This is a genomic window from Amycolatopsis umgeniensis (genome assembly GCF_014205155.1).
Classification (GTDB): Bacteria; Actinomycetota; Actinomycetes; order Mycobacteriales; family Pseudonocardiaceae; genus Amycolatopsis; species Amycolatopsis umgeniensis.
This window is the reverse complement of the sequence record NZ_JACHMX010000001.1, coordinates 3,580,184-3,601,683: the sequence shown is the minus strand read 5'-3', so window position 1 is coordinate 3,601,683 and position 21,500 is coordinate 3,580,184. Positions and strand designations below refer to the sequence as shown.

General features: G+C 68.8%; 24 protein-coding genes and 1 pseudogene. 16 read left to right on the top strand and 9 right to left on the bottom strand.

The features are described from left to right. Nucleotides 1–3: 3 nt before the first annotated feature. From HDA45_RS16625 to HDA45_RS42395, 4 genes and pseudogenes are all read left to right on the top strand, one after another. Nucleotides 4–1,404, top strand: a complete 1,401-nt coding sequence (locus HDA45_RS16625; RefSeq protein ID WP_184896313.1) for an NAD-dependent malic enzyme — start codon at nt 4–6, stop codon at nt 1,402–1,404. A 138-nt stretch (nt 1,405–1,542) separates the two neighbouring features. Then, nucleotides 1,543–3,084, top strand: a complete 1,542-nt coding sequence (locus HDA45_RS16620; RefSeq protein WP_184896311.1) for an alpha/beta hydrolase — start codon at nt 1,543–1,545, stop codon at nt 3,082–3,084. A gap of 17 nt (nt 3,085–3,101) precedes the next feature. Beyond that, the gene (moaC, locus tag HDA45_RS16615) at nt 3,102–3,572 is read left to right on the top strand and encodes a cyclic pyranopterin monophosphate synthase MoaC (RefSeq protein ID WP_184896309.1); all 471 of its coding nucleotides are present in this window, start codon (nt 3,102–3,104) and stop codon (nt 3,570–3,572) included. Next, nucleotides 3,569–4,485: pseudogene (locus tag HDA45_RS42395) on the top strand (molybdenum cofactor biosynthesis protein MoaE). The gene moaC and the pseudogene HDA45_RS42395 overlap by 4 nt, the downstream one beginning before the upstream one ends. 253 nt (nt 4,486–4,738) lie before the next feature. Here HDA45_RS42395 and HDA45_RS42805 read toward each other — a convergent pair. The 4 genes from HDA45_RS42805 to moaA form a co-directional block, all read right to left on the bottom strand. Beyond that, a complete protein-coding gene (locus HDA45_RS42805; RefSeq protein WP_184896307.1) occupies nt 4,739–5,383 on the bottom strand; it encodes a transglycosylase family protein in 645 nt (214 codons plus the stop codon). A 455-nt stretch (nt 5,384–5,838) separates the two neighbouring features. Beyond that, the gene (locus HDA45_RS16595; RefSeq protein ID WP_184896305.1) at nt 5,839–6,690 is read right to left on the bottom strand and encodes a PI-PLC domain-containing protein; all 852 of its coding nucleotides are present in this window, start codon (nt 6,688–6,690) and stop codon (nt 5,839–5,841) included. 90 nt (nt 6,691–6,780) lie between these two features. Beyond that, nucleotides 6,781–7,035 carry a MoaD/ThiS family protein gene (locus tag HDA45_RS16590; protein ID WP_184896303.1) on the bottom strand — a complete coding sequence of 85 codons (255 nt, stop codon included), beginning with the start codon at nt 7,033–7,035 and terminating at the stop codon, nt 6,781–6,783. 1 nt (nt 7,036) lies between these two features. Beyond that, the gene (moaA, locus tag HDA45_RS16585) at nt 7,037–8,044 is read right to left on the bottom strand and encodes a GTP 3',8-cyclase MoaA (protein WP_343072078.1); all 1,008 of its coding nucleotides are present in this window, start codon (nt 8,042–8,044) and stop codon (nt 7,037–7,039) included. Nucleotides 8,045–8,190: 146 nt separating this feature from the next. On the opposite strand from moaA, the gene HDA45_RS16580 reads away from it, so the two are divergent. From HDA45_RS16580 to HDA45_RS16550, 7 genes are all read left to right on the top strand, one after another. Beyond that, a complete protein-coding gene (locus tag HDA45_RS16580; protein ID WP_184896299.1) occupies nt 8,191–8,664 on the top strand; it encodes a MarR family winged helix-turn-helix transcriptional regulator in 474 nt (157 codons plus the stop codon). A 33-nt stretch (nt 8,665–8,697) separates the two neighbouring features. Then, entirely contained in the window at nt 8,698–9,102 is a 405-nt protein-coding gene (locus HDA45_RS16575; RefSeq protein ID WP_184896297.1) for a TOBE domain-containing protein, read from the top strand. After that, complete coding sequence (gene modA / locus HDA45_RS16570; RefSeq protein WP_184896295.1) at nt 9,099–9,860, top strand: molybdate ABC transporter substrate-binding protein; 762 nt, start codon at nt 9,099–9,101, stop codon at nt 9,858–9,860. The genes HDA45_RS16575 and modA overlap by 4 nt, the downstream gene beginning before the upstream one ends. A gap of 43 nt (nt 9,861–9,903) precedes the next feature. Continuing rightward, nucleotides 9,904–10,680, top strand: a complete 777-nt coding sequence (locus HDA45_RS16565) for an ABC transporter permease (protein WP_184896293.1) — start codon at nt 9,904–9,906, stop codon at nt 10,678–10,680. Beyond that, nucleotides 10,677–11,744: an ATP-binding cassette domain-containing protein gene (locus tag HDA45_RS16560; RefSeq protein WP_184896291.1), complete on the top strand. Its 1,068-nt coding sequence runs from the start codon at nt 10,677–10,679 to the stop codon at nt 11,742–11,744. The genes HDA45_RS16565 and HDA45_RS16560 overlap by 4 nt, the downstream gene beginning before the upstream one ends. A gap of 65 nt (nt 11,745–11,809) precedes the next feature. Next, entirely contained in the window at nt 11,810–12,604 is a 795-nt protein-coding gene (locus HDA45_RS16555) for an HAD-IIA family hydrolase (RefSeq protein ID WP_037318851.1), read from the top strand. Nucleotides 12,605–12,642: 38 nt separating this feature from the next. After that, a complete protein-coding gene (locus HDA45_RS16550) occupies nt 12,643–13,458 on the top strand; it encodes a metallophosphoesterase (protein WP_184896289.1) in 816 nt (271 codons plus the stop codon). A 3-nt stretch (nt 13,459–13,461) separates the two neighbouring features. Here HDA45_RS16550 and HDA45_RS16545 read toward each other — a convergent pair whose 3' ends face one another. Together HDA45_RS16545 and HDA45_RS16540 are read right to left on the bottom strand one after the other, a co-directional pair. Further along, on the bottom strand, nt 13,462–13,836 hold the full coding sequence (locus HDA45_RS16545) for a YccF domain-containing protein (protein ID WP_184896287.1): 375 nt from the start codon (nt 13,834–13,836) through the stop codon (nt 13,462–13,464). Further along, nucleotides 13,836–14,597, bottom strand: coding sequence for a PhzF family phenazine biosynthesis protein (locus HDA45_RS16540; RefSeq protein ID WP_184896285.1), 762 nt, complete (start codon nt 14,595–14,597; stop codon nt 13,836–13,838). Before HDA45_RS16540 ends, HDA45_RS16545 begins: the two co-directional genes overlap by 1 nt. Before the next feature lie 139 nt (nt 14,598–14,736). Here HDA45_RS16540 and HDA45_RS16535 point away from each other — a divergent pair, with 139 nt between their 5' ends. The 3 genes from HDA45_RS16535 (at nt 14,737) to HDA45_RS16525 (ending at nt 18,261) form a co-directional block, all read left to right on the top strand. Further along, a complete protein-coding gene (locus HDA45_RS16535; protein ID WP_184896283.1) occupies nt 14,737–16,395 on the top strand; it encodes an AMP-binding protein in 1,659 nt (552 codons plus the stop codon). Between the two features lie 167 nt (nt 16,396–16,562). Beyond that, nucleotides 16,563–16,934 (top strand): hypothetical protein, encoded by a 372-nt coding sequence (locus HDA45_RS16530; protein ID WP_184896281.1) that lies wholly within the window; start codon nt 16,563–16,565, stop codon nt 16,932–16,934. Nucleotides 16,935–17,109: 175 nt separating this feature from the next. Further along, a complete protein-coding gene (locus HDA45_RS16525) occupies nt 17,110–18,261 on the top strand; it encodes a hypothetical protein (RefSeq protein ID WP_184896279.1) in 1,152 nt (383 codons plus the stop codon). Between the two features lie 137 nt (nt 18,262–18,398). On the opposite strand, the gene HDA45_RS16520 is transcribed toward HDA45_RS16525, so the two are convergent. Both HDA45_RS16520 and HDA45_RS16515 read right to left on the bottom strand, forming a co-directional pair. Next, nucleotides 18,399–19,370 carry a R2-like ligand-binding oxidase gene (locus HDA45_RS16520; protein WP_184896277.1) on the bottom strand — a complete coding sequence of 324 codons (972 nt, stop codon included), beginning with the start codon at nt 19,368–19,370 and terminating at the stop codon, nt 18,399–18,401. Next, nucleotides 19,367–19,978: a TetR family transcriptional regulator gene (locus HDA45_RS16515; protein WP_184896275.1), complete on the bottom strand. Its 612-nt coding sequence runs from the start codon at nt 19,976–19,978 to the stop codon at nt 19,367–19,369. Before HDA45_RS16515 ends, HDA45_RS16520 begins: the two co-directional genes overlap by 4 nt. Nucleotides 19,979–20,073: 95 nt before the next feature. Between HDA45_RS16515 and HDA45_RS16510 the strand changes: the two genes are divergently transcribed. Next, the gene (locus HDA45_RS16510; protein WP_184896273.1) at nt 20,074–20,727 is read left to right on the top strand and encodes a haloacid dehalogenase-like hydrolase; all 654 of its coding nucleotides are present in this window, start codon (nt 20,074–20,076) and stop codon (nt 20,725–20,727) included. Here HDA45_RS16510 and HDA45_RS16505 read toward each other — a convergent pair. After that, nucleotides 20,663–20,908, bottom strand: coding sequence for a hypothetical protein (locus HDA45_RS16505; protein ID WP_101610879.1), 246 nt, complete (start codon nt 20,906–20,908; stop codon nt 20,663–20,665). The genes HDA45_RS16510 and HDA45_RS16505 overlap by 65 nt on opposite strands. Before the next feature lie 132 nt (nt 20,909–21,040). Between HDA45_RS16505 and HDA45_RS16500 the strand changes: the two genes are divergently transcribed. After that, nucleotides 21,041–21,427, top strand: coding sequence for a cold-shock protein (locus tag HDA45_RS16500; protein ID WP_007033367.1), 387 nt, complete (start codon nt 21,041–21,043; stop codon nt 21,425–21,427). Nucleotides 21,428–21,500: the final 73 nt, after the last annotated feature.

The following is a 21,500-nucleotide window of genomic DNA, read 5'->3' as shown; positions in this document are numbered from 1 at the left end:
GCCATGCCGGTTCCCGGTCCCGGATATTCGATCACCGTCCGGGTGGAGGCCCCCGCGTCGTCCACCGCGGCGGGTGACCTGACGACCGCCGTCGGCCGGGTCGGTGGCGTGCTGACAGCGTTCGACGTCGTCGAGTCGCACCCCGACTCGATCGTCGTCGACATCAGCGCCAACGCCCTGTCGGAGAACCACGCGCAGGACATCACGCAGACCCTGGACTCGCTCCCGGGCGTGCGGGTCCGCAAGGTCTCCGACCGGACCTTCCTGATCCACCTCGGCGGCAAGATCGAGGTCACCCCCAAGGTCGCGCTCCGCAACCGTGACGATCTCTCCCGCGCGTACACGCCCGGAGTCGCACGCGTCTGCCAGGCCATCGCCGCGAACCCCGAGGACGCGCGCCGCCTGACCATCAAGCGGAACACCGTCGCCGTCGTCACCGACGGTTCGGCCGTGCTGGGGCTGGGCAACATCGGCCCGGCCGCCGCGCTCCCGGTGATGGAGGGCAAGGCGGCGCTGTTCAAGAAGTTCGCCGACGTCGACGCTTGGCCGGTGTGCCTGGACACCCAGGACACCGAAGAGATCATCAAGATCGTCAAGGCGATCGCCCCGGTGTACGCCGGCATCAACCTCGAGGACATCGCCGCGCCGCGTTGCTTCGAGATCGAGGCGCGGCTGCGCGAGCAGCTCGACATCCCGGTGTTCCACGACGACCAGCACGGCACCGCGATCGTCGTGGTCGCCGCGCTGCGCAACGCGCTGCGCGTGGTCGGGAAGAACATCGAGGACTGCAAGATCGTGGTCAGCGGGGTCGGCGCGGCCGGTTCGGCGATCATCCGCCTGCTGCTGCGCAAGGGGCCGGGCGACATCGTGGCCGCGGACATCGACGGCATCGTGCACTCCGCGCGCGGCAACCTCGACGACAACCTGACCTGGATCGCCGAGCACACCAACAAAGAGCAGCAGGCGGGCACGCTGCACGAGGCGCTCGTCGGCGCCGACGTGTTCATCGGGGTCTCGGCGCCGAACCTGTTCGGGGCCGAGCAGGTCGCGACCATGAAATCCGACGCCGTCGTGTTCGCGCTGGCCAACCCGGACCCGGAGATCGACCCTCTGGAAGCGCAGAAGCACGCCGCCGTGGTCGCCACCGGCCGCAGCGACTTCCCGAACCAGATCAACAACGTGCTCGCGTTCCCCGGCGTGTTCCGCGGCCTGCTCGACGCGCACGCGCACCAGATCGACGACTCCATGCTGCTCGCGGCGGCCGACGCCATCGCGGACGTCGTGGACAACGGCAAGCTCAACGCGTCGTACATCGTGCCGAGCGTCTTCGACAACGCTGTCGCCCCCGCAGTCGCCGAGGCGGTCAAGCGGGCCGCCAAGGCTGTCCAGGCCGCCCAGCGATAGCAAAGGTCCCTTGCTCCATTCGGGGCGCGCGTCATCACTGAGGCCGACCCCGTGGCCGACCTCAGGGTGACGACTCCGTGCCCGGCCCGCTCATAGGCTCGATTTCGACCAGGAAGTCGATCTTGACGGGGGTTGGGGATGAAGCACTCTGTCCTGAGCAGAATCGGGACACTGACGGTCGCGGCGGTCACCTTGGCGGTACTCGTACCCGCCACGGCGTCCGCCGCGCCGTCTTCTTCGCTGAAGTGGGCACAGTGCCCGGACGTGGCCACCCTGCAGTGCGCCACCTTGAAGGTCCCGCTCGACTACCGGAACCCGGGCGGGCCGACCATCGACATCGCCGTTTCGAAGCTCGCCAGCACCAAACCGGCGAAACGGCGCGGGATCATGCTGATGAACCCCGGCGGGCCCGGCGGCCCGGGGTTGACCATGCCGGAGGCCTTGCGGGCGGCGGGGATGCCGTCGAGCGTGCTCGACGCGTACGACCTGATCGGGTTCGACCCGCGGGGGATCGGGAACAGCACGCCGGTCACCTGTGATCTCAAGCCCGAGCAGCTGGTGAGCAACGTCCCGCCGTACGCGCGTGACTCGGCGGCGGTGGCGGAGCGGGCGACGTACGTGGCCGGCGTCGCGAAGCAGTGTGGCGACTCGAAGACCGCGGCGAACCTGCCGTACATCACCACGGCCAACACGGCTCGCGACATGGACCGCATCCGCGAAGCCCTCGGCGAGAAGAAGATCTCGTACTACGGCGTCTCGTACGGCAGCTACCTCGGCGCCGCGTATTCGACGCTGTTCCCGCAGCGGACCGATCGGATCGTGCTCGACAGCGTGACCGGTCCGGGCGGGCTCGACCCGACGACCTCGCGTCGGCTGGCGGAGGGTTTCCAGGACCGCTTCCCGGACTTCGCGAAGTGGGCGGCGGCAAGGCACGCCAGCTACGGGCTCGGCCGTACGCCGCAGCAGGTGACGGCGAAGTTCTACGAACTCGCCGCCAAGCTCGACGGCGGCGCGGTTCCCGGTGTGGACGGTGCGGCGTTCCGGATGGGCACGTTCGGCGCGCTGTACTCGACCACTTCCTTCCCCACGCTGGCACAGCAATGGCAGGTGCTCGACACCGAAGGCGTTCTGAAGCAGTCCGCGCAGGCGGCGCAGATCGACATCGGCAACCTGCTGTCCGGTCAGCTGCACGTGGTCTGCAACGACGCGAACTGGCCCGAGAACGTCGGGACCTACCAGCGCAACGTCGAGAAGGACCGGGTCAAGTACCCGATGTTCGGCGCGGCCGGGGCGAACATCTGGGCGTGCGCGTACTGGCCGTCGGAGTCGATCGAGCCGCCGGTGCGGATCGGCGACCGGGGACCGTCGACGATCCTGCTGGTGCAGAACCTGCGTGACCCGGCCACGCCGCTCGGCGGAGCCAAGGAGATGCGGCGCGCGCTGGGCGACCGCGCGCGGATGGTGTCGGTCGACGACGGCGGGCACGGGGTCTGGCTGAGCTCGGAGAACGCTTGCGGCAACAACGCCGTCAACCGGTTCTTCGTCGAAGGCAAGCGTCCCGCGCACGACACGGCCTGTGCCGCGGACAAGGGCGGGTACTTCGGTTCGATGACGCCGGAGCAGCGGCAGGAACGGGAGAAGGCGCTCGACGAGGTTCGCTCGAAGCAGCGCATGTTCTGAGGACTAGCCTGCTGAGCGTGAGTGAACTCAGCCACGTCGACCATACGGGCGCCGCCCGTATGGTCGACGTTTCCGGCAAGACGCCCTCCGCCAGGATCGCGCTGGCGGGCGGCACCGTGCACACCACGGCCGAGGTGCTCGGCCTGCTGGCGACGGACGGGCTCCCCAAGGGCGACGCCCTCGCGACAGCCAGGATCGCGGGCATCATGGGCGCGAAGAAGGTGCCCGAGCTGATTCCGCTCTGCCACCAGATCGCGCTGTCCGGGGTGAAGGTCGAGTTCGTCCTCGACGAGACCGCCGTGCACATCACCGCGACCGCGAAGACGAACGACCGCACCGGCGTCGAGATGGAGGCGCTGACCGCCGTCGCCGTCGCCGGGCTGACCCTGCACGACATGATCAAGGCCGTCGATCCCGCCGCGACCCTCGACGACGTCCGCCTGATCCGCAAGGACGGCGGCAAGACCGGGACCTGGGAGCGACCGTGAGCCGGGTCGCGAGGGTGATTGTGGCGTCGAACCGGGCCGCGAAGGGTGTCTACGAGGACACGACCGGTCCGGTCATCACGGCCTGGCTCGCCTCGCGCGGCTGGGACGTGCCGGAACCCGTGGTCGTCCAGGACGGGGAACCCGTCGGTGAGGCCCTGCGGGAGGCCGTCGCGGCCGGGGTCCAGGTGATCGTGACGACCGGTGGCACCGGAATCTCGCCGACCGACCGCACGCCGGACGTCACCCGCGCCGTCCTCGACTACGAACTACCCGGCGTCGCGGACGCGATCCGGGCCGCCGGACTGCCCAAGGTCCCCACGGCGGTGCTCTCGCGTGGGGTCGCCGGCGTGGCCGGACGGACCCTCGTGGTGAACCTGCCCGGTTCGCGCGGCGGCGTGAAGGACGGCTTGGGCGTACTGGACGGGATCCTCGACCACGCCGTCGACCAGCTGGCGGGCGGCGACCACCCACGGGAGGCACAGCAGTGAGCGTTCGGGTCGCACGGATCGCGGTGGTCGACGAGCCGCTTTCGGTCGAAGAGCACGCCCGGCTGGTGGACGACGCGGCCGCGGGCGCCGTCGTCACCTTCGGCGGGGTCGTGCGGGACCACGACGGCGGCCGGTCGGTGGACCGGCTCGCCTACGAAGGGCACCCGAGTGCTTCGGAGGTGCTCGCGGAGGTCGTCGCGGACCTCTCGGGGAAATGGACCGGCGTGCGGGCGGTCGCCGTCAGCCACCGGCTGGGCGCGCTGGCCATCGGGGACGTCGCGCTGGCGTGCGCCGTGGCCGCCGAGCATCGAGGCCAGGCCTTCGCGGCCTGCTCGGAGCTGGTCGACGAGGTCAAGGCGCGGCTCCCGGTCTGGAAGCACCAGCATTTCACCGACGGCAGCGACGAGTGGGTCAACTCGCCGTAGCGCGGCAGCGTCGCACATCGGTCGGGGTGGCCGTTGGCAGTCCGTGAAGGCCTCCTTCACTACCTTCAGGGTAGGTAAGGAGGCCTTCACGACCTCAAGCGAGGGCCAGCCGCCCACCGCGGCCTCGCCCTCAACCGGTCCGGGACACGACAAAGCCCCACCGCCGGGGGAATGGCGCGGTGGGGCTTCGTCAGCCGTGACGTGGCCACGCGGGGAATCCCGCGGGCATCACGACTTACTGGTGCTCAAGAGCTCACTTGGTGGCGAGCTTCTGGCCGACGACGATGAAGTCGGCGTTCGGCACGAACTCCTTGTTCAGGTCCTGCAGCTTCTGGAAGCCACCCTGGACGTTGAACTTGGAAGCGATCTTGGACAGCGTGTCGCCGGCCACGACGGTGTAGTCACCCGCCGGGTTCGAGTTCGCGACGTTGGCGGCCGGCGCCTGGACCGGAGCCGGAGCCTGCTGCTTCTGGACCGGAGCGGTCGACTTCTTCGGGGTCACCTTCTTGGTGGCCTTCGGGGCGGTCGACTTGGCCTTGGCGGGGCTGGCAGAGCCGCCCTTCTTGCCACAGTGCGGCCACGCGCCGATGCCCTGGCCCTGGAGGACCCGCTCGGCGACGGCGATCTGCTGCTCACGCGACGCGTTGGCCGCGCTGCCGGTGCCACCGTAGGCGCGCCAGGTGCTCTGCGAGAACTGCAGACCACCGTAGTAGCCGTTTCCGGTGTTGGTGCTCCAGTTGCCGCTGCTCTCGCACTGCGCGATGGCGTCCCAGTTGGTCGCCGACGCGGGGGTCGCGGCGATCGCGAGGGGAGCGCCGACCGCGACGCCCGCAATGGCAACGCGAGCGATGTGGCGGGTGGCGGCGGACATCTTGCGGTGCTTGCCTCGGTACGACATGTGAGTAAATCTCGCTCCCTGCGCCTACGAGCCTGTGCTGAGGGAAAGACCCGTGGGTCTGGCCGGCCGTCTCAGGCCGGCTGACTTCGCCTGACGCACGCCGCGTCGGCTCGGTCCCCTCGTCCCTGTCCGGAAATGCTTTCGCTCGGGGTTGGGTCCGGGAATCCGTTGGACAGGGCTCGGCGCTACGGGTTCCCGGTGTTGCGTGGTCGGTCGGGGCCAACCGAAAAGCGACGGTACGTAACGAACGGCCTGATCGGAAATTATTCGAGCTGTGACCTACATCACAGTAACAGCACGCAACCCATAACGATTCGGCTGTTTGCGCAGGTCAGCTGGCCGTTACCTGGCCGTTTCCTAGTCGAGATAATTCACAGATCGTGAGGCTTGCATCACGTGGATTAAGGGATGACTGGCCCATTCGTGCGCCTTCGCGCGCTATTGGGCCGCGCACTTTAGCGAGACCTCAAGAAGTCCGCCAGCCCTGGCAGGTCATCCGTATTCAGGTGGTCGACCCCGGCGGCGACCAGCTCTTTCCATAACGCGTCACGCCCTGGTCCAGCGGTATCGGGTGTGGCCCAGAACCGCACCCGCTGGCCTGCCGCGTGTGCCCTTTTGACCAGTTCGTGTAGTTTCGCCCGCTCCATGGCCGGGAAGGGGCCGTCGCCGGTCCAGGTGAACAGTCCGGTCCAGGAATCCGAGACGAGCGGGGTGACCCGGCGATCCGAGCCGATGCCGAGGTCGTTCTCGCCGGAGATGCGGCCGTCGTAGAAGGCGAGCCGGAACTTCTGCCCGAGCATCACGTCCTTCGGCCGTCCCCCGGAGATCACCGCGGTGACCGCCCGCTTCTGGACGTGCCCGAACGCGTACAGAGAGAAGAGGAAGGAGTAGCGAGGGTTGTACAGCCGCTTCTCCAGTGCCGCGTAGGTGCTGTTCGCGTCCCCCTTGACGTCGATCAGCAGCTGGAACTCCGCGCGCTGCCGGTAGACGCCGACGCCGTGATTGGCCAGGACGCGCTTGCGCAGCGGCTCCAGGTAGAGCGACTCCAGGGTGCGGTCCGGGCGGGTGTCCGCGAGGTCGTGCGCGACCAGCAGCTGCCCGTCCACCAGGTAAATGTCGGCCTCGACGCTGCTGAAGCCCTGATCGAGCGCGTCGTGCAGTGGGCGGGCGTGCTCGTAGTCGTTGTGACTGTGCGCCTGCGGCAGTGGCCGGACGCCGCGTTCGTGAGCGGAGGCGGGCGCGGTCGCCAGGCTCGTGGCGGCGACCGCCGCGAGCAGCGCGGCGAGGATACGGCGGGGAGTGATCACTGGCGCATCCTCGACTGCTTCGGCGTCCGGCCGGTGAATTCGAAACGGCGAGCAAGGGACCTTTGCTATCACTCTCGCCGTTCGCGCAGGTCAGCCGCCCGCGAACGGCGGCAGGACGTCCAACTCGGAGGCGTCGGCCAGCGGCCGCGTGAGATCCCGCACGGCGACACCGTCCAGCAGGAAGGAGACCGCGTCGAGCAGCTTCGCCAGCTTCTCCGGGTGGAGTTCGCGCAGGTGGGCGACGGCGTCGGCGACGCGGGCGCCGTCCGGCAGGGCCACCTTCTCCTCTTCGAAGCCGACGGCCGCGCGGGCCGAGGCGAAGTACCGCACCACGATGGTCACCATGTCAGCCGCCGATCGCGCTCATCGGCCGGATCGGCTGCGCGAAGCCGGCCTCGTTGATCTCGTGCCCGGCGAGCTTGCCCCACATGGTGGCCCGCCAGGCGTCCGCCACCTCTTCTTCGCGCGCGCCCGCGCGCACGAGGGCGCGCAGGTCGGTCTCGTCGTTGCTGAACAGGCACGAGCGCACCGCGCCGTCGGCGGTCAGCCTCGTTCGTTCGCAGGCGCCGCAGAACGGCCTCGTCACCGACGCGATCACGCCGACGTCGCCCGGTCCGCCGTCGACCAGCCAGCGTTCCGCCGGAGCGCCACCGCGGGCGGCGGGGAACGGCGACAGCGAGAACTCCTCGCCGAGCATGGCGAGGATCTCCTCGGCGGTGATCATGTCGCGCCGGTTCCAGCCGTGCTGAGCGTCCAGCGGCATCTGCTCGATGAACCGCAGGTGATAGCCCTCGGCGAGGCAGAACCGCAGCAGCGGCACGGCTTGGTCCTCGTTCAGCCCGCGCATCAGCACCGCGTTGACCTTCACCGGGTCCAGCCCGGCCTCGCGCGCGGCGGCCATCCCGGCGAGCACGTGCGAGAGCCTGTCGCGCCGCGTGATCGTCTCGAACAGCGCGCGGTCGACGGTGTCCAGCGAGACGTTGATCCGGTCCAGGCCCGCGTCGGCGAGCGACTTCGCGCGCTTCGCGAGCCCGATCCCGTTGGTGGTCATGGAAAGCCGAGGACGCGGTTCGAGCGCCGCGATCCGCTCGACGATCTTCTCGAGCCCTTGGCGCAACAGCGGTTCGCCGCCGGTGAGCCGGATGTCGGTGACGCCGAGCCGTTCGACGGCGATCCGCAGCAGGAGCACGAGTTCGTCGTCGGTCAGCACGTCCGCGCTCGGCATCCATTCCAGCCCTTCGGCGGGCATGCAATAGGTGCAGCGCAGATTGCACTTGTCGGTGAGCGACACCCTGAGGTCGGTCGCCACCCGGCCGAAGGTGTCGATCAGAGCGGGGTTGTCCGGCCTGGGCACGCTTGAGGGACCTCGTGTACCGGGGACACGGGGAAACCCGAGATCGACTGCTGTCATTGTCACCAGACTAACCCCGAAGCGGGCGAAAGCCGACTGTCTAGAATCCCTTTCTCAGCGAATCGGTTTCTCTCCGAAGGGTTTTCCGGATGGCGAAATATCCGCTTTCGGCGGAGGAATTGGCCCGGTTCGCCCACCTCGGCAGGGAAGGCAGCACGCTGACCGTCCTCCGGCACGCCAGGCTCGCCGAGCGGATGGGCCTGTCGGCCACCGACCACAAAGTGCTCGAACTCGTCGGTCAGACGTCGGGACCGTTGACAGCGGGCAGGATCGCCGAAGTGACCGGGTTGTCGACGGGTGCTGTGACCGGCGTCATGGACAGGCTCGAGAAGGCGGGTCTCGCCCGCCGCGTCCGCGACACCGCCGATCGCCGGAAAGTGCTGATAGAGGTCGTTCCGGGCGCCATGGAGCGCCATGCGCCGCTCTTCGAATCGGCGTACACGGCGATGAAGACGCTCCTCGAACAGTTCTCTCCCGAGGAACGGAAAGTGCTGGAGCGTTTCCAGAGCGCGTTGCTCGATGGCCTCCGCGACGAACTGCCCGGCAATTCCTCCCGCCCGTAGCTTTTCCGCATCTGCGGAAGTAATCTCTCGGTCATGCCGCAATTCCGGTTGTCTGAGGCCGCTCGCTTGCTCGGCGTCAGCGACGACACCGTCCGCCGCTGGGTGCGCGCGGGCCAGCTGACCGCGTTCGACGACTCGGCGGGCCGCAAGGCCGTCGACGGCGCCGAGCTCGCCGCGTTCGCCAAGGCTCAGGCCGAACAACCCGAGGATCCTTCGAGCGTCGGCCGCTCCGCGCGCAACAGGTTCGTCGGCCTCGTCACCGAGGTCATCACCGACAAGGTGATGGCACAGGTCGAACTGCAATGCGGCCCGCACCGCGTGGTCTCCCTGATGAGCGCCGAAGCCGTCCGCGAACTCGGGCTGCGGCCCGGGGTCCTCGCCGTCGCCGTCGTCAAGGCGACCACCGTCGTGATCGAAACCCCGGAAGGAAGCCGATGAGGAGACTCGTCCCCGCCCTGCTCGCCCTGGTGCTGGCCGCGACGGCCTGCGGTTCGGAGCAGCCCGCCGCCCCGCAGACCGAGGCCAAGACGCTGACGGTGTTCGCGGCGGCGTCGCTGACCGAGTCGTTCGGGGCGCTGGGCAAGCAGTTCGAGGCGAAGAACCCCGGGGTGACCGTGAAGTTCAGCTTCGAGGGCTCCTCGGCTCTGGTCCAGAAGCTGACCCAGGGCGCGAAAGCGGATGTCTTCGCTTCCGCGGACCAGGCCAATATGGACAAGGCCACCAAGGGCGAGGTGATCGACGGGCAGCCGTCGGTGTTCGCCACGAACCGGCTCGCCATCGCCGTCGGCAAGGGCAACCCCAAGGGCATCAAGGGGCTGGCGGATCTCGCCAAGGACGGGCTGACCGTGGTCGTCTGCGCGCCGCAGGTGCCGTGCGGGTCGGCGGCGAAGAAGGTCCAGCAGTCGTCCGGGGTCACCCTCAAACCGGCCAGCGAGGAGCAGGACGTCAAGTCGGTGCTCGCGAAGGTGCAGTCGGGCGATGCCGACGCGGGGCTCGTCTACGTCACCGACGCGACCTCGGCGGCCACGAAGGTGGACAAAGTGGACTTCCCCGAGTCGGCGGGCGCGATCAACAACTATCCGATCGCGGTGGTGAAGGGCGCTCCGCAGGCGGCGCTCGCGAAGCAGTTCACGGACTTCATCCTCAGCGCCGAGGGCAAGCAGGAACTGGCGAAGGTCGGTTTTGGCGCGCCCTGATCCCGCGAGTACCGCATCCAGAGGACGAAACGCGGGCGCCGGGGTGCCTTGGGTGCTGTGGCCGCCCGCCGTCTGCGCGCTGGCGCTGGTGGTGCTGCCGGTCGTCGGCCTGCTGGTGCGCTCGGACCTGAGCCGCTTCCCGAGCCTCATCACCTCGTCTTCTTCGCTGAACGCGCTCAAGCTCTCCCTGATCACCGCCGGACTGTCCACTGTGGCCTGTGTGCTGCTCGGGGTCCCGCTCGCCGTGGTGCTCGCGCGCTCCCGGGCGCGCGGCATCCGCGTGCTGCGCGCGGTGGTGCTGCTGCCGCTGGTCCTGCCACCGGTGGTCGGCGGTCTGGCGCTGCTCTACCTGCTGGGCCGCAAGGGGTTCCTCGGCATCCTGGTGACCACTTTGACCGGTGAGCAGGTGCCGTTCACCACGGCCGCGGTGGTCATCGCGCAGACGTTCGTCGCGATGCCGTTCCTGGTGGTCAGCCTCGAAGGCGCGTTGCGCGGTGCCGGTGACCGGTACGAACGGGTCGCTTCGACGCTGGGCGCCCGGCCGTGGACGGTCTTCCGCCGCGTCACCTTGCCGCTGCTGATGCCCGCGCTCGGCTCGGGAATCGTGCTGAGCTTCGCGCGGGCGCTGGGCGAGTTCGGCGCCACGATCACCTTCGCGGGCAGCCTGGAGGGCGTGACCCGGACCTTGCCGCTGGAGGTCTACACCCAGGCCGAGGTCGACGTCGACAGCGCCGTGGCGCTCGCGCTGCTGCTCATCCTGGTCGCCGTCGCGGTGATCGCGCTCGCCCGGCCGCGCGCGCTCGAAGGAGTCCGGTCGTGACCCTTTCGGCCGAGATCGCCCTCCGGCGCGGCGAGTTCGAACTCGCCGTCGAGTTCGACGTGCCCGACGGCGGGGTGCTCGCGCTGCTCGGCCCGAACGGTTCGGGGAAGTCCAGTGTGCTCGGTTGCCTCGCCGGTCTGCTCCGGCCGGACAAGGCGCGGATCACCCTGGACGGCCGCGATCTGAACGGCCTGCCGCCGCACGCGCGCGGCATCGGCCTGCTCTCCCAGGACGCCCTGCTCTTCCCGCATCTGTCCGCTTTGGACAACGTCGCCTTCGCGCCGCGTTCGACCGGCGTCGGACGCGCCGAGGCGAAGGTGCGCGCGCGGGAGTGGCTGGCCGAAGTGGACGCGCTCGAACTGGCGGCCCGGCGGCCCGCACAGCTTTCCGGCGGTCAGGCGCAGCGGGTCGCGATCGCGCGGGCGCTGGCGGCCGAGCCGGGACTCCTGCTGCTCGACGAGCCCTTCGCCGCTCTCGATGTCGACGCGGCGCCGGCGATCCGCGGCCTGCTCCGGCGCGTGCTGCGGTCCGGACCGCCGACCGTGCTGGTCACCCACGATCCGCTCGACGCGCTGGCGCTGGCCGATCACGTCGCCGTCCTCGACGGCGGCAGGATCGTCGAACGCGGCGAGACCCGGAAGGTCCTCGCCGCGCCGCGCACCGCGTTCACCGCGCGGATCGCCGGGCTGAACCTGGTGCCCGGAGTCGCCGTCGAGGGCGGTTTGCGCACGTCAGGCGGGCTGTCGCTGGCCGGGATCCCGGCGGAAGACGTCGCCGAGGGCGAAGCGGCTGTCGCCGTCTTCGCGCCCAGCGCAGTTGCCGTGTACCTGAAGGACGGGGAGCATCGAGGCAGCCCGCGTAACACCGTCGAGGGATTCGTCGACGCGCTCGAACCACACGGACCGGTGATCCGCGTCCGCGCTCGCGGGGACGGCTGGGCGGCGGGCCTCGCCGCCGACCTGACCCCCGCCGCGGTCGCCGAACTGGCGCTCGAACCCGGGACACCGGTCAATCTTTCGGTCAAGGCGGCGTCCGTGGCTGTTCACGCCGTCGCGGATCATTAGGCCCGGACCCCGCCCCACCACCGCCCTCAACTGACAGGCTTCGCCTGGCTGTCTAGATTGAGAGCATGAACGAGCGCCGTTGGACGTACCTCAGCGACATGGATGGCGTGCTGGTCAAGGAGGAGCACCTCGTGCCCGGCGCGGACGAGTTCCTCAAGGAACTGCGCGCCAACGACATCGGCTTCCTGGTGCTGACCAACAACTCGATCTACACCCCGCGTGACCTGCGGGCGAGGCTCGAGCGGACCGGTCTCGACATCCCCGAGGAGGCCATCTGGACCTCCGCGCTGGCGACGGCGAAGTTCCTCGCGTCGCAGCGGCCGAACGGCTCGGCGTTCGTGATCGGCGAAGCCGGGCTCACCACGGCGCTGCACGAGGTCGGCTACGTGCTGACCGAACGCGACCCGGACTACGTCGTCCTCGGCGAAACGCGCACGTACAGCTTCAGCGCGATAACCCGCGCGATCAGGCTGATCGAGGGCGGCGCGAAGTTCATCGCCACCAACCCTGACGCGACCGGCCCCAGCGTGGAGGGCTCCATGCCCGCCACCGGCTCGGTCGCCGCGCTGATCGAAAAGGCGACCGGCCGTTCGCCGTACTACGTCGGCAAGCCGAACCCGCTGATGATGCGCTCGGCGCTGCGGCGGCTCGGTGCGCATTCGGAGTCGACGCTGATGATCGGCGACCGGATGGACACCGACGTCCACTCGGGAATCGAGGCCGGGCTGCAGACGATCCTGGTGCTGACCGGCATCTCCAGCAGGGAGAGCGCCGAGCACTATCCGTACCGGCCGACCATGATCATCGACTCGATCGCCGATCTCGTCGGGCGCACCGGCGACCCGTTCGGAGAAGGCTGAGCGAGGCATTGGCGGGCGGAGGGATTATCGTCACAGAGATGCACGACGATCAGCCTCCGTCCCCGACCTATGTGGTCGGTGACGTGCACGGACACCGGGACGAGCTGGCCGGGGCGCTCCGGGAGAAGGGGCTGCTCGACGCCGACGACGACTGGGCCGGTGGTGAAGCGACCCTCTGGTTCCTCGGCGACTTCGTCGACCGGGGGCCCGACGGCGTCGGCGTCATCGACCTGGTGATGCGGCTGGAACGCCAGGCCGCCACGGCGGGCGGGCGCTGCGGGACGCTGCTGGGCAACCACGAGATCCTGCTGCTCGGGATGTACCACTTCGGCGACACGGAGGTGCCGTCCGACTTCGGGCCGCGCAGCTTCGCCCGCAGCTGGGAGATCAACGGCGGGCTGCTCGCCGACCAGGACAGGCTCACCCCGCAACATATCGAATGGCTGACTTCGCGCCCGATGCTGACGCTGGCCGCGGACCACCTGCTGATGCATTCGGACACGCTCGAGTACCTCGACTGGGGCGAGGACATCGACGGCATCAACGCGCGCGGCCGCGAGATCCTCGAAGGCAGCGACATCCAGGCCTGGTGGGACGTGTGGCGGCGGATGACCACGCGCTACGCGTTCCGCGGCCCGGAAGGCGCCGACGTCGCGCAGCAGCTCATGGACCGGCTCGGCGGCGAGCGGATCGTGCACGGGCACAGCGTCATCGCCGACCAGCTCGGGATCCACCCCGCGCAGATCGAAGGGCCGTACCTCTACGCGGGCGGGAAGGCGCTGGGGATCGACGGCGGCTTGTTCGTCGGCGGTCCGTGCCTCATCGTTTCGCTGCCGTGGGAGCCCGAGGACTGAGCTTTACGGGAGCTCCACGATCTCCTTGCCGAGGGGCATCAGCGAAACCGGGATCATCTTGAAGTTCGCCACGCCCAGCGGGATCCCGATGATCGTGACGCACAGCGCGACCCCGGTCAGCACGTGCCCGATCGCGAGCCACAGCCCGGCGAAGACGAACCAGATGACGTTGCCGATCGTCGACGCCGCGCCCGCGTCGCGCCGTTCGACCACCGTGCGGCCGAACGGCCACAGCGCGTAGGCCGCGATCCGGAACGACGCCAGCCCGAACGGGATGGTGATGATCAGGATGCAGCAGATGACGCCGGCGACGACGTAGCCGAGTGCCATCCACAGGCCGCACAGCACGAGCCAGATGACGTTCAGGATCAGGCGCATCAGACGTGCAACTCCCCACTGGCCACGGTGACCGCCTGCCCCGACAGCAGGACACGGTCACCTTCTAGACTCATCCGTACGATGCCGCCGCGAGCCGAAGCCTGCTCGCCGACGAGCTCGTCCTTACCGAGGCGCGCGGCCCAGTACGGCGCCAGGGCGCAATGCGCGGAGCCGGTGACCGGATCCTCGTCGACACCGACGCCCGGCGCGAAGAACCGGCTGACGAAGTCGACCCCGCCGGCGTCGCCGGGAGCGGTGACGATCAGCCGTCCGGTCCACCGCGCGCGCAGCGCGACCAGGTCCGGTTCGAGCGAACGGACCACCGAAGCCTTCTCCGCTACCGCGAACAGGTTCTGGTGACTGCGCGCGACGTAGGAGAAGGCGACTCCCGGCAGGATCGCCGACAGGTCGTCGTCGGACTCGCGGGGCGGATCCGACGGGAAGTCCATCGACACCCAGCCGTCTTCGGCGCGGCAGCGCAATTCGCCACTTCTCGTCGTGAAGGTCTGTTCGCCACCCAGGACGTGCGTGGTGGCCAGCGTCGCGTGCCCGCACAGGTCGACCTCGGCCTCGGGCGTGAACCAGCGAAGCGACTTCGGGCCGTCGCCGCCGACCTCGACGAAGGCCGTCTCGGCGTGCTTCAGCTCGGCCGCGACGGACTGCATCCAGCCCGCGTCGCCCGGCGAGTCCAGCAGCACGACTCCGGCGGAGTTACCGGCGAAGGCCTCGGAGGTGAAGGCATCGACGATGTAGAGGCGCATGTCCTCGACGATATCGGGCACCGCCGGACGCGGCCTCCGGGTTTCCCCTGAGGTGGCGAGGGTCTCCACTTGCAGGTGGCCGCGGTCATGCCGCGTTCCTAGACTCGACGCGTCGATGCCGCCGAACGCAGGAGTCTCCATGTCCGACGCCCCCGCAGTACCGAGCTACGCATCGGGAATCTCGGACACCCCGCTGCTGGGGGACACCATCGGCGACAACTTCGACCGCACCGTCGCCGCCTTCGGGGATCGGGACGCGCTCGTCGACCGCGCGGCCGGGAAGCGCTGGACGTACACCGAACTCGCCGCCGACGTGAACGCGCTCGCGCTGGGCCTGCTGGACCTCGGCATCGCCAAGGGCGACCGTGTCGGCATCTGGTCGCCCAATCGCGCGGAGTGGACGCTCACCCAGTACGCAACCGCGAAGATCGGCGCGATCCTGGTCAACATCAACCCGGCGTACCGTTCGCACGAACTCGAGTACGTGCTGAACCAGGCCGGGATCAAGCTCATCGTGGCCGCGAACTCGTTCAAGACCTCCGACTACGCGGGCATGATCGCCGAGGCGGGGCCGAAATGCCCGGCGCTGGACCATGTCGTGCTGCTCGACAGTCCGGCGTGGTCGTCACTGCTGGAGATCGGCGGCAAGGCCGACCACGCGCCGCTGGCCGAACGCCAGGGCGCGCTTTCCGCGGACGACCCGATCAACATCCAGTACACCTCCGGCACCACGGGGTTCCCCAAGGGCGCCACGCTCAGCCACCACAACATCCTCAACAACGGCTACTTCGTCGGCGAGCTCTGCAACTACACCGAAGCCGACAAGGTGTGCATCCCCGTGCCCTTCTACCACTGCTTCGGCATGGTGATGGGCAATCTCGCCGCGACGACCCACGGCGCGTGCATGGTCATCCCGGCGCCCGCGTTCGAACCGAAAGCCACCCTCGAAGCCGTCGCGGCCGAGAAATGCACGTCCCTGTACGGGGTTCCGACGATGTTCATCGCCGAACTGGCCGACCCGGACTTCGGGTCCTTCGACCTTTCTTCGCTGCGCACCGGGATCATGGCGGGTTCGCCGTGCCCGGTCGAGGTGATGAAGCAGGTCATCGACCGGATGGGGATGGCGGAGGTGTCGATCTGCTACGGCATGACCGAGACGTCACCGGTGTCCACGCAGACCCGCGCGGACGATTCGGTGGAGCGGCGGGTGTCGACCGTCGGCCGCGTCGGGCCGCATCTGGAGGTCAAGGTCGTCGATCCGGAGACCGGCCTGACCGTTCCCCGCGGCGTGCCGGGCGAACTCTGCACACGCGGGTACTCGGTGATGCTCGGCTACTGGGAGCAGGCCGACAAGACGGCCGAGGCGATCGACGCGGCGCGGTGGATGCACACCGGCGACCTCGCGATCATGGACGACGGCGGGTACGTCAACATCACCGGCCGGATCAAGGACATGGTCATCCGCGGTGGGGAGAACCTGTACCCGCGCGAGATCGAGGAGTTCCTCTACACCCATCCGGACATCCTCGACGCGCAGGTCATCGGCGTCCCGGACGTCAAGTACGGCGAGGAACTGATGGTGTGGGTCCGGATGCGCGAAGGCGCGACGCCGCTGACAGCCGAGGCGATGCGGGAGTTCTGCGAGGGGAAGCTGGCGCGCTACAAGATCCCGCGCTACGTCCACGTCGTCGACGAGTTCCCGATGACGGTGACCGGGAAGGTGCGCAAGGTCGAGATGCGCGAGGAGTCGATCAGCATCCTCGGCCTGGAGGCGGCGGCCGCCGAGAAGCACGCCTGACCGGTCCCTTCGGAGGCCTGTCCGCGTCGGATGGGCCACTCGCGAGGTGTGATCGTTCACCGCGTTCGTACGCATGAGACCTCGCGACGACGGGCAGCCTGAGATCAGGACGGTGACAGCGTCCAGACCGGAAACCTTGTAGTCGTAAGGAAAAAGGTGAGCTCTATATGCGTACGATCCGCCGCACCATGGTCGCCTCGGCACTGGCGTTGCCGCTGATGATCGGCGCCGCCGGAATCGCTTCGGCGGACAGCTTCGGCAGCACCCAGGTCCAGGCAGGCCCGGACGGCGTGGCGTCGCACAGCGTGCAGGCCGACACCCATCGCGGGTCGAGTTCGTTCCATGAGCACTCGTCCGCGGCGGGCCCGGACGGCGTGGCGTCGCAGCACAAGTCCGCTTCGGCCGACCGTGACGGTGGCTCGAAGTACCAGGAGCACAGCGGCTGGGCGGGCCAGGACGGTGCCGGCTCGAGTGAGACCCACTCCAGCACCGATGGCGGCCACGACCAGGGCGTCCTGAGCGGCGTCCTCGGCCTCTGACCGTAGGGAGCTGAAGGGCCCTTTCCCCGCATGCGATGTGGGGAAAGGGCCCTTCGCCGCGTCAGATGCGGTCATGGGCCCCTTCAGCCCAAGTTGACACTTCGAGGCAACCTGTCACTTCCGTGACGCGTGTTCCCTTCGCGGCGAATCCGAACCGCCGCGAAGGGGAGAAGACATGTCACACGAGTTGAGCAGACGAGTTCTCGCTTTGGGTATGTCGCTGGTGGCGCTGCCGTTGATCGTGCCGGGAGTGGCCGCGGCGGTGCCCGCGATCGCCCCGGTCGACCTCGGAACCCTGCCGGGGGACCAGTTCAGCCAGGTCGTCGCGATCAACGGCGCCGGCGTCATGGTCGGTTCGTCGACACCGCTCGAAACCCAGATCAAGGACCACGCGGTGAAATGGGACGCGCGGGGCAGGATCACCGCGCTGCCCACCCTCGGCGGGGAACAGAGCAACGCCGTCGACATCAACGACCGGGGGGTCGCGGTCGGCTGGGCGCACAAGGACGCCAACTGGAACCAGGCGGCGGTCAAATGGGCGCCCGACAACACGGTCACCGCGCTGCCGTACCTGGCGGGCGGGGACTACGCGACCGCGAACGCGATCACCGACAGCGGGATCGTCGTCGGATCCGCGCGAGCGGCGAACGGGACGATCCACGCCGTGCGGTGGAACCCGGACGGCAAGGTGGTGGAACTCGGCGGGCTGCCGGGTGGTGAGTACGGCAACGCGCAATGGATCAGCGAGAACGGCCGGATCATCGGCGGGACGGCGGCCGACGCGGAGGGGCGCCACCACGTCGTGCGCTGGAACCACGCCGGTGTCATCACCGACCTCTCGCCGGGCAATCCCCGCAGCACCGGGAACGACATGAACGAAGCCGGGGTGATCGTCGGGAGCGCCACGGATCCCATCGGGAACCAGAAACCCGTGCGATGGGAGCGCGACGGGCGGATGACCTGGCTCGACTGGCCGGAGCGGGACAGCGGCTGGGCGAACGCGGTCAACGAAGCCGGAGTGGTCGCCGGAGGCGGGAATCTCGTCTTCGGCACGGACAGCCCGGTCAAGTGGAACCGGGCGGGGACCCGGACGACGCTTTCGACCGAACGCGGCTTGGGGAACGACGTCGACCGCGCCGGGACGATCGTGGGTCTCGAGAACGGCATCGCGACCAAGTGGGACGCCCGCGGCACGCGAACGGTGCTCGGTGCCTTGCCGGGCAGCGAGTACAGCAGCGCGACCCGTGTCGGGACGAACGGCACGATCATCGGCACGTCCGACAACGAGAACCGCCGTTGGCACGCCGTCTACTGGCCCGCCAAGTAGGTCCGTGAAGGCCTCCTTGAGGGAGGCAACTCGAGTGGGGAGGATTTGGGACGTTGAACGTCCCAAATCCTCCCCACTCGACCGCCACGCCAGTGGGCAAGCAAGTACGAGTCCCTCAAGGAGGCCTTCACAGCATGTCAGGCCGCGGTGTTGGCAGCGGCCGCGGCGATCGCCTTCGCGTCTTCTTCGCCGAAGGTCTCTTCGAGGTTCTCCGGCGAATAGTCGAGGTCGATCTGCTCCACCGGCGTTCCTCGCGCGGACTCGATCGCGCCCAAGCGCCGCTGCGCCCGGTCCGCCGCGTACTGCAGGATCTCCTCCGGATCGGTGTCGAACGGGACCTCGTCGAACTGGTCCTGCACCCACTGGATCATGTTGAGCGCGTGGGGAAGCAGCTCGCCCATCCGCTGCTGCACCGCGTCCCACAACGAGTCGTCCGCGGCGACGTGACGGCGGCAGGTGAAGGTGCCCCAGGCCATGTGACGGCGTTCGTCGTCGCCGATGCGGCGCACCAGTTCCTGCATACCGGGCAGGATGTCGTGCTGCGTGCAGATCAGCTGCCACGAGTAGTACCCGGTCAGCGCGAGACTGCCTTCGATGACGTGGTTGTAGGTGACGCTCGCGCGGATCTGGTTGAGCGGGCTGGGATCGTCTTCCAGCGCGCGCAGTGACTGCGGCAGTTCTTCGTAGAAAAGCTTGCGGTAGTGGGGATTTTCCGCGACATACGGATGCAGGTCCTCGGTCAGCCCGACGGCGTCCATCCAGCGGCGGAAGACCTCGGTGTGCTTGGCCTCTTCGAAACAGAACTGCGTCAGGTACATCTCGTCGCCGAAACGGCCGGTCGCGGACATCGCCCGCATGAACGGCTGGATGTCTTCGGTGACCGCCTCTTCCCCCGCGATGAACTGCGCCACCAGATACGTCGCCGATCGCTGCTGATCCGGGTTGAGGGTGTCCCAGCCCTCGCGTTCACGGGAGAAGTCGATGTCGGCGGGATTCCAGAACTTCTTGTTGCCCTTGGTGAACAGCCGCAGCGGGAACGAGTCCCAGTTCAGCCCGCCCTCGCGCAACGAGGAAAAACCGGTCCGCAGCTCGGAAAGCGTATCGGTCACAATGTCTCCTTCGAATCGGTCGTCAGCGCCCGGATGGCCGGCGCCAGCACAGCGACGACGGAGGTCGCCGCGTCGTCAGCCGGATGCGTCGGCATGACGAGGTGGGACAGGGAAAGCCGTACGACGGTCTCCGCCAGCAGCGCGGCGGACTCCGGCGAGAGCGACGGTTCGAACTCGCGGTACTGCCCGGCCGCGACCTCGGTGGCCGCGGTCAGGATCGGTTCGCCCTTGGTGGTGAGCAGGGGCAGGAGGTCTTCACCCGCTCCCGTACCCAGCGCGGTGGCGACCAGACGGTTCTCGCGGGCGTGCTCGATGGTGTAGACGACGGCCTCGCGGATGCCGCCGAGCAGATCGTGCGCGTCCTGGACGCGGAGCCGGATGCCTTCCAGGAACTCCGAGGTCGTCCGGAGGACCACGGCCTCGGCGAGCGCGGCCTTGTTGCCGAACTCGTTGTAGACGGTCTGCCTGCTCACGCCTGCGTGAGCGGCGACGTCGGCCATCCGCAAGGCCGTGAAACCGCGCTCGGCGAGCAGCTCGGTGGCGGCGTCGAGCAGGGCCTCCCGCAGAGAGGCTTTGGTCCGATCGGAGAAACTCGTGATCTCGCCCACACTCACAGCTTGACACAGATCACATTCATGTCAACGGCGTTGACGATTGTCTGGCCGGTGTAAATCAGTCGGTGGTGGCGGCTACCGTGACGGACGTGGGCATCACCGTGGGGTTCGACCTCGACATGACACTGATCGATCCGCGGCCGGGCATGGTCGCGGTGATGAACGCGCTCGGCGTGGAATCCGGCCTGCCGCTGGACGGCGAGTTCTTCGCGGCCAACCTCGGTCCGCCCCTCGACGACAGCCTGCGCGGCTTTGGGGCGCCGGAAGAGCGCATCCCGGAGCTGGTGACGCGGTTCCGGGCGATGTACCCGGAGACCGTCGTGCCCGTGACGATCGCGCTGCCCGGGGCGGCCGAAGCGCTGCACGCGGTCCGCGAAGCAGGCGGGCGCACCGTCGTCGTCACCGGCAAATACGCGCCCAACGCGAAACTTCACCTGGACGCCCTCGGTTTCGAGGTGGACGTCCTGGTGGGAGAGCTGTGGTCCACGCAGAAGGCCGCCGCGCTCACCGAGCACGGCGCCAGTGTCTACGTGGGGGATCACGTCGGTGACGTCCGCGGCGCGCTGGCGGCGGGCGCGGTACCCGTCGGGGTCACGACGGGTCCGTGCACGAAGGCCGAACTGCTCGCGGAAGGAGCCGACATCGTGTTCGACTCGCTGACCGAGTTCCCCGGCTGGTTCAGCTCTTTCGGCGAGCCTCGCGAACCAGCGCGATCAGGCCGAGGGCCAGACCGAGCGGAGTGACCACGCCCGCCGCGGCGGACAGCCACACCGGCAGGTTCTCCAGTCCGGCGGCGAACAGGACGAACACGGCTGTGACGGCGATCATGCCGATCGCGAACAGGCCGATGCCCACGCGCATGAGAATCGGTTTGCCGGGCTTTTCGGGGACGGCCACAGCGGCCTCCTTTACTGCGGTCTCCATGACGCAGAGGGTATCCGCCGGTATCGGCTTCTCCACAGGGCATGTGTCGAGATACGCTTATGGGACGCGCGCCCTGGGTACGCCCCCGGGCGCGTTCGTTGTGAGCGGGACAGCAAAGGATTGGTGAGGGAAGTGCCGACCGGCAAGGTCAAGTGGTACGACGCGGAGAAGGGTTTCGGTTTCGTCACCCAGGATGGGGGCGCCGACGTCTACATCCGTAAAGCCGCGCTGCCGCAGGGCGTCGAAGGGCTCAAGGCGGGCCAGCGCCTCGAGTTCGGTGTCGCCGACGGCCGCCGCGGCCCGCAAGCGCTCTCCGTCCGGCTGCTGGACCCGCCGCCCTCGGTCGCCGAGGCGCGTCGCCGTCCCGCCGAGGAGCTGCACGGGCTCATCGAGGACATGATCAAGCTGCTCGAGCTCAAGGTGCAGCCGGACCTGCGGCGCAATCGCTACCCGGACCGGAAGCACACCAAGCAGATCGCCGAGATCATGCGCGCCGTCGCCCGGGACCTCGATCCCTGATCGGCGCGCCCCTCGTGAGTGGCGTTTCGTCTTCTAACCCGAATCGCCACTCACGACCCCGATGCGAGGCTGG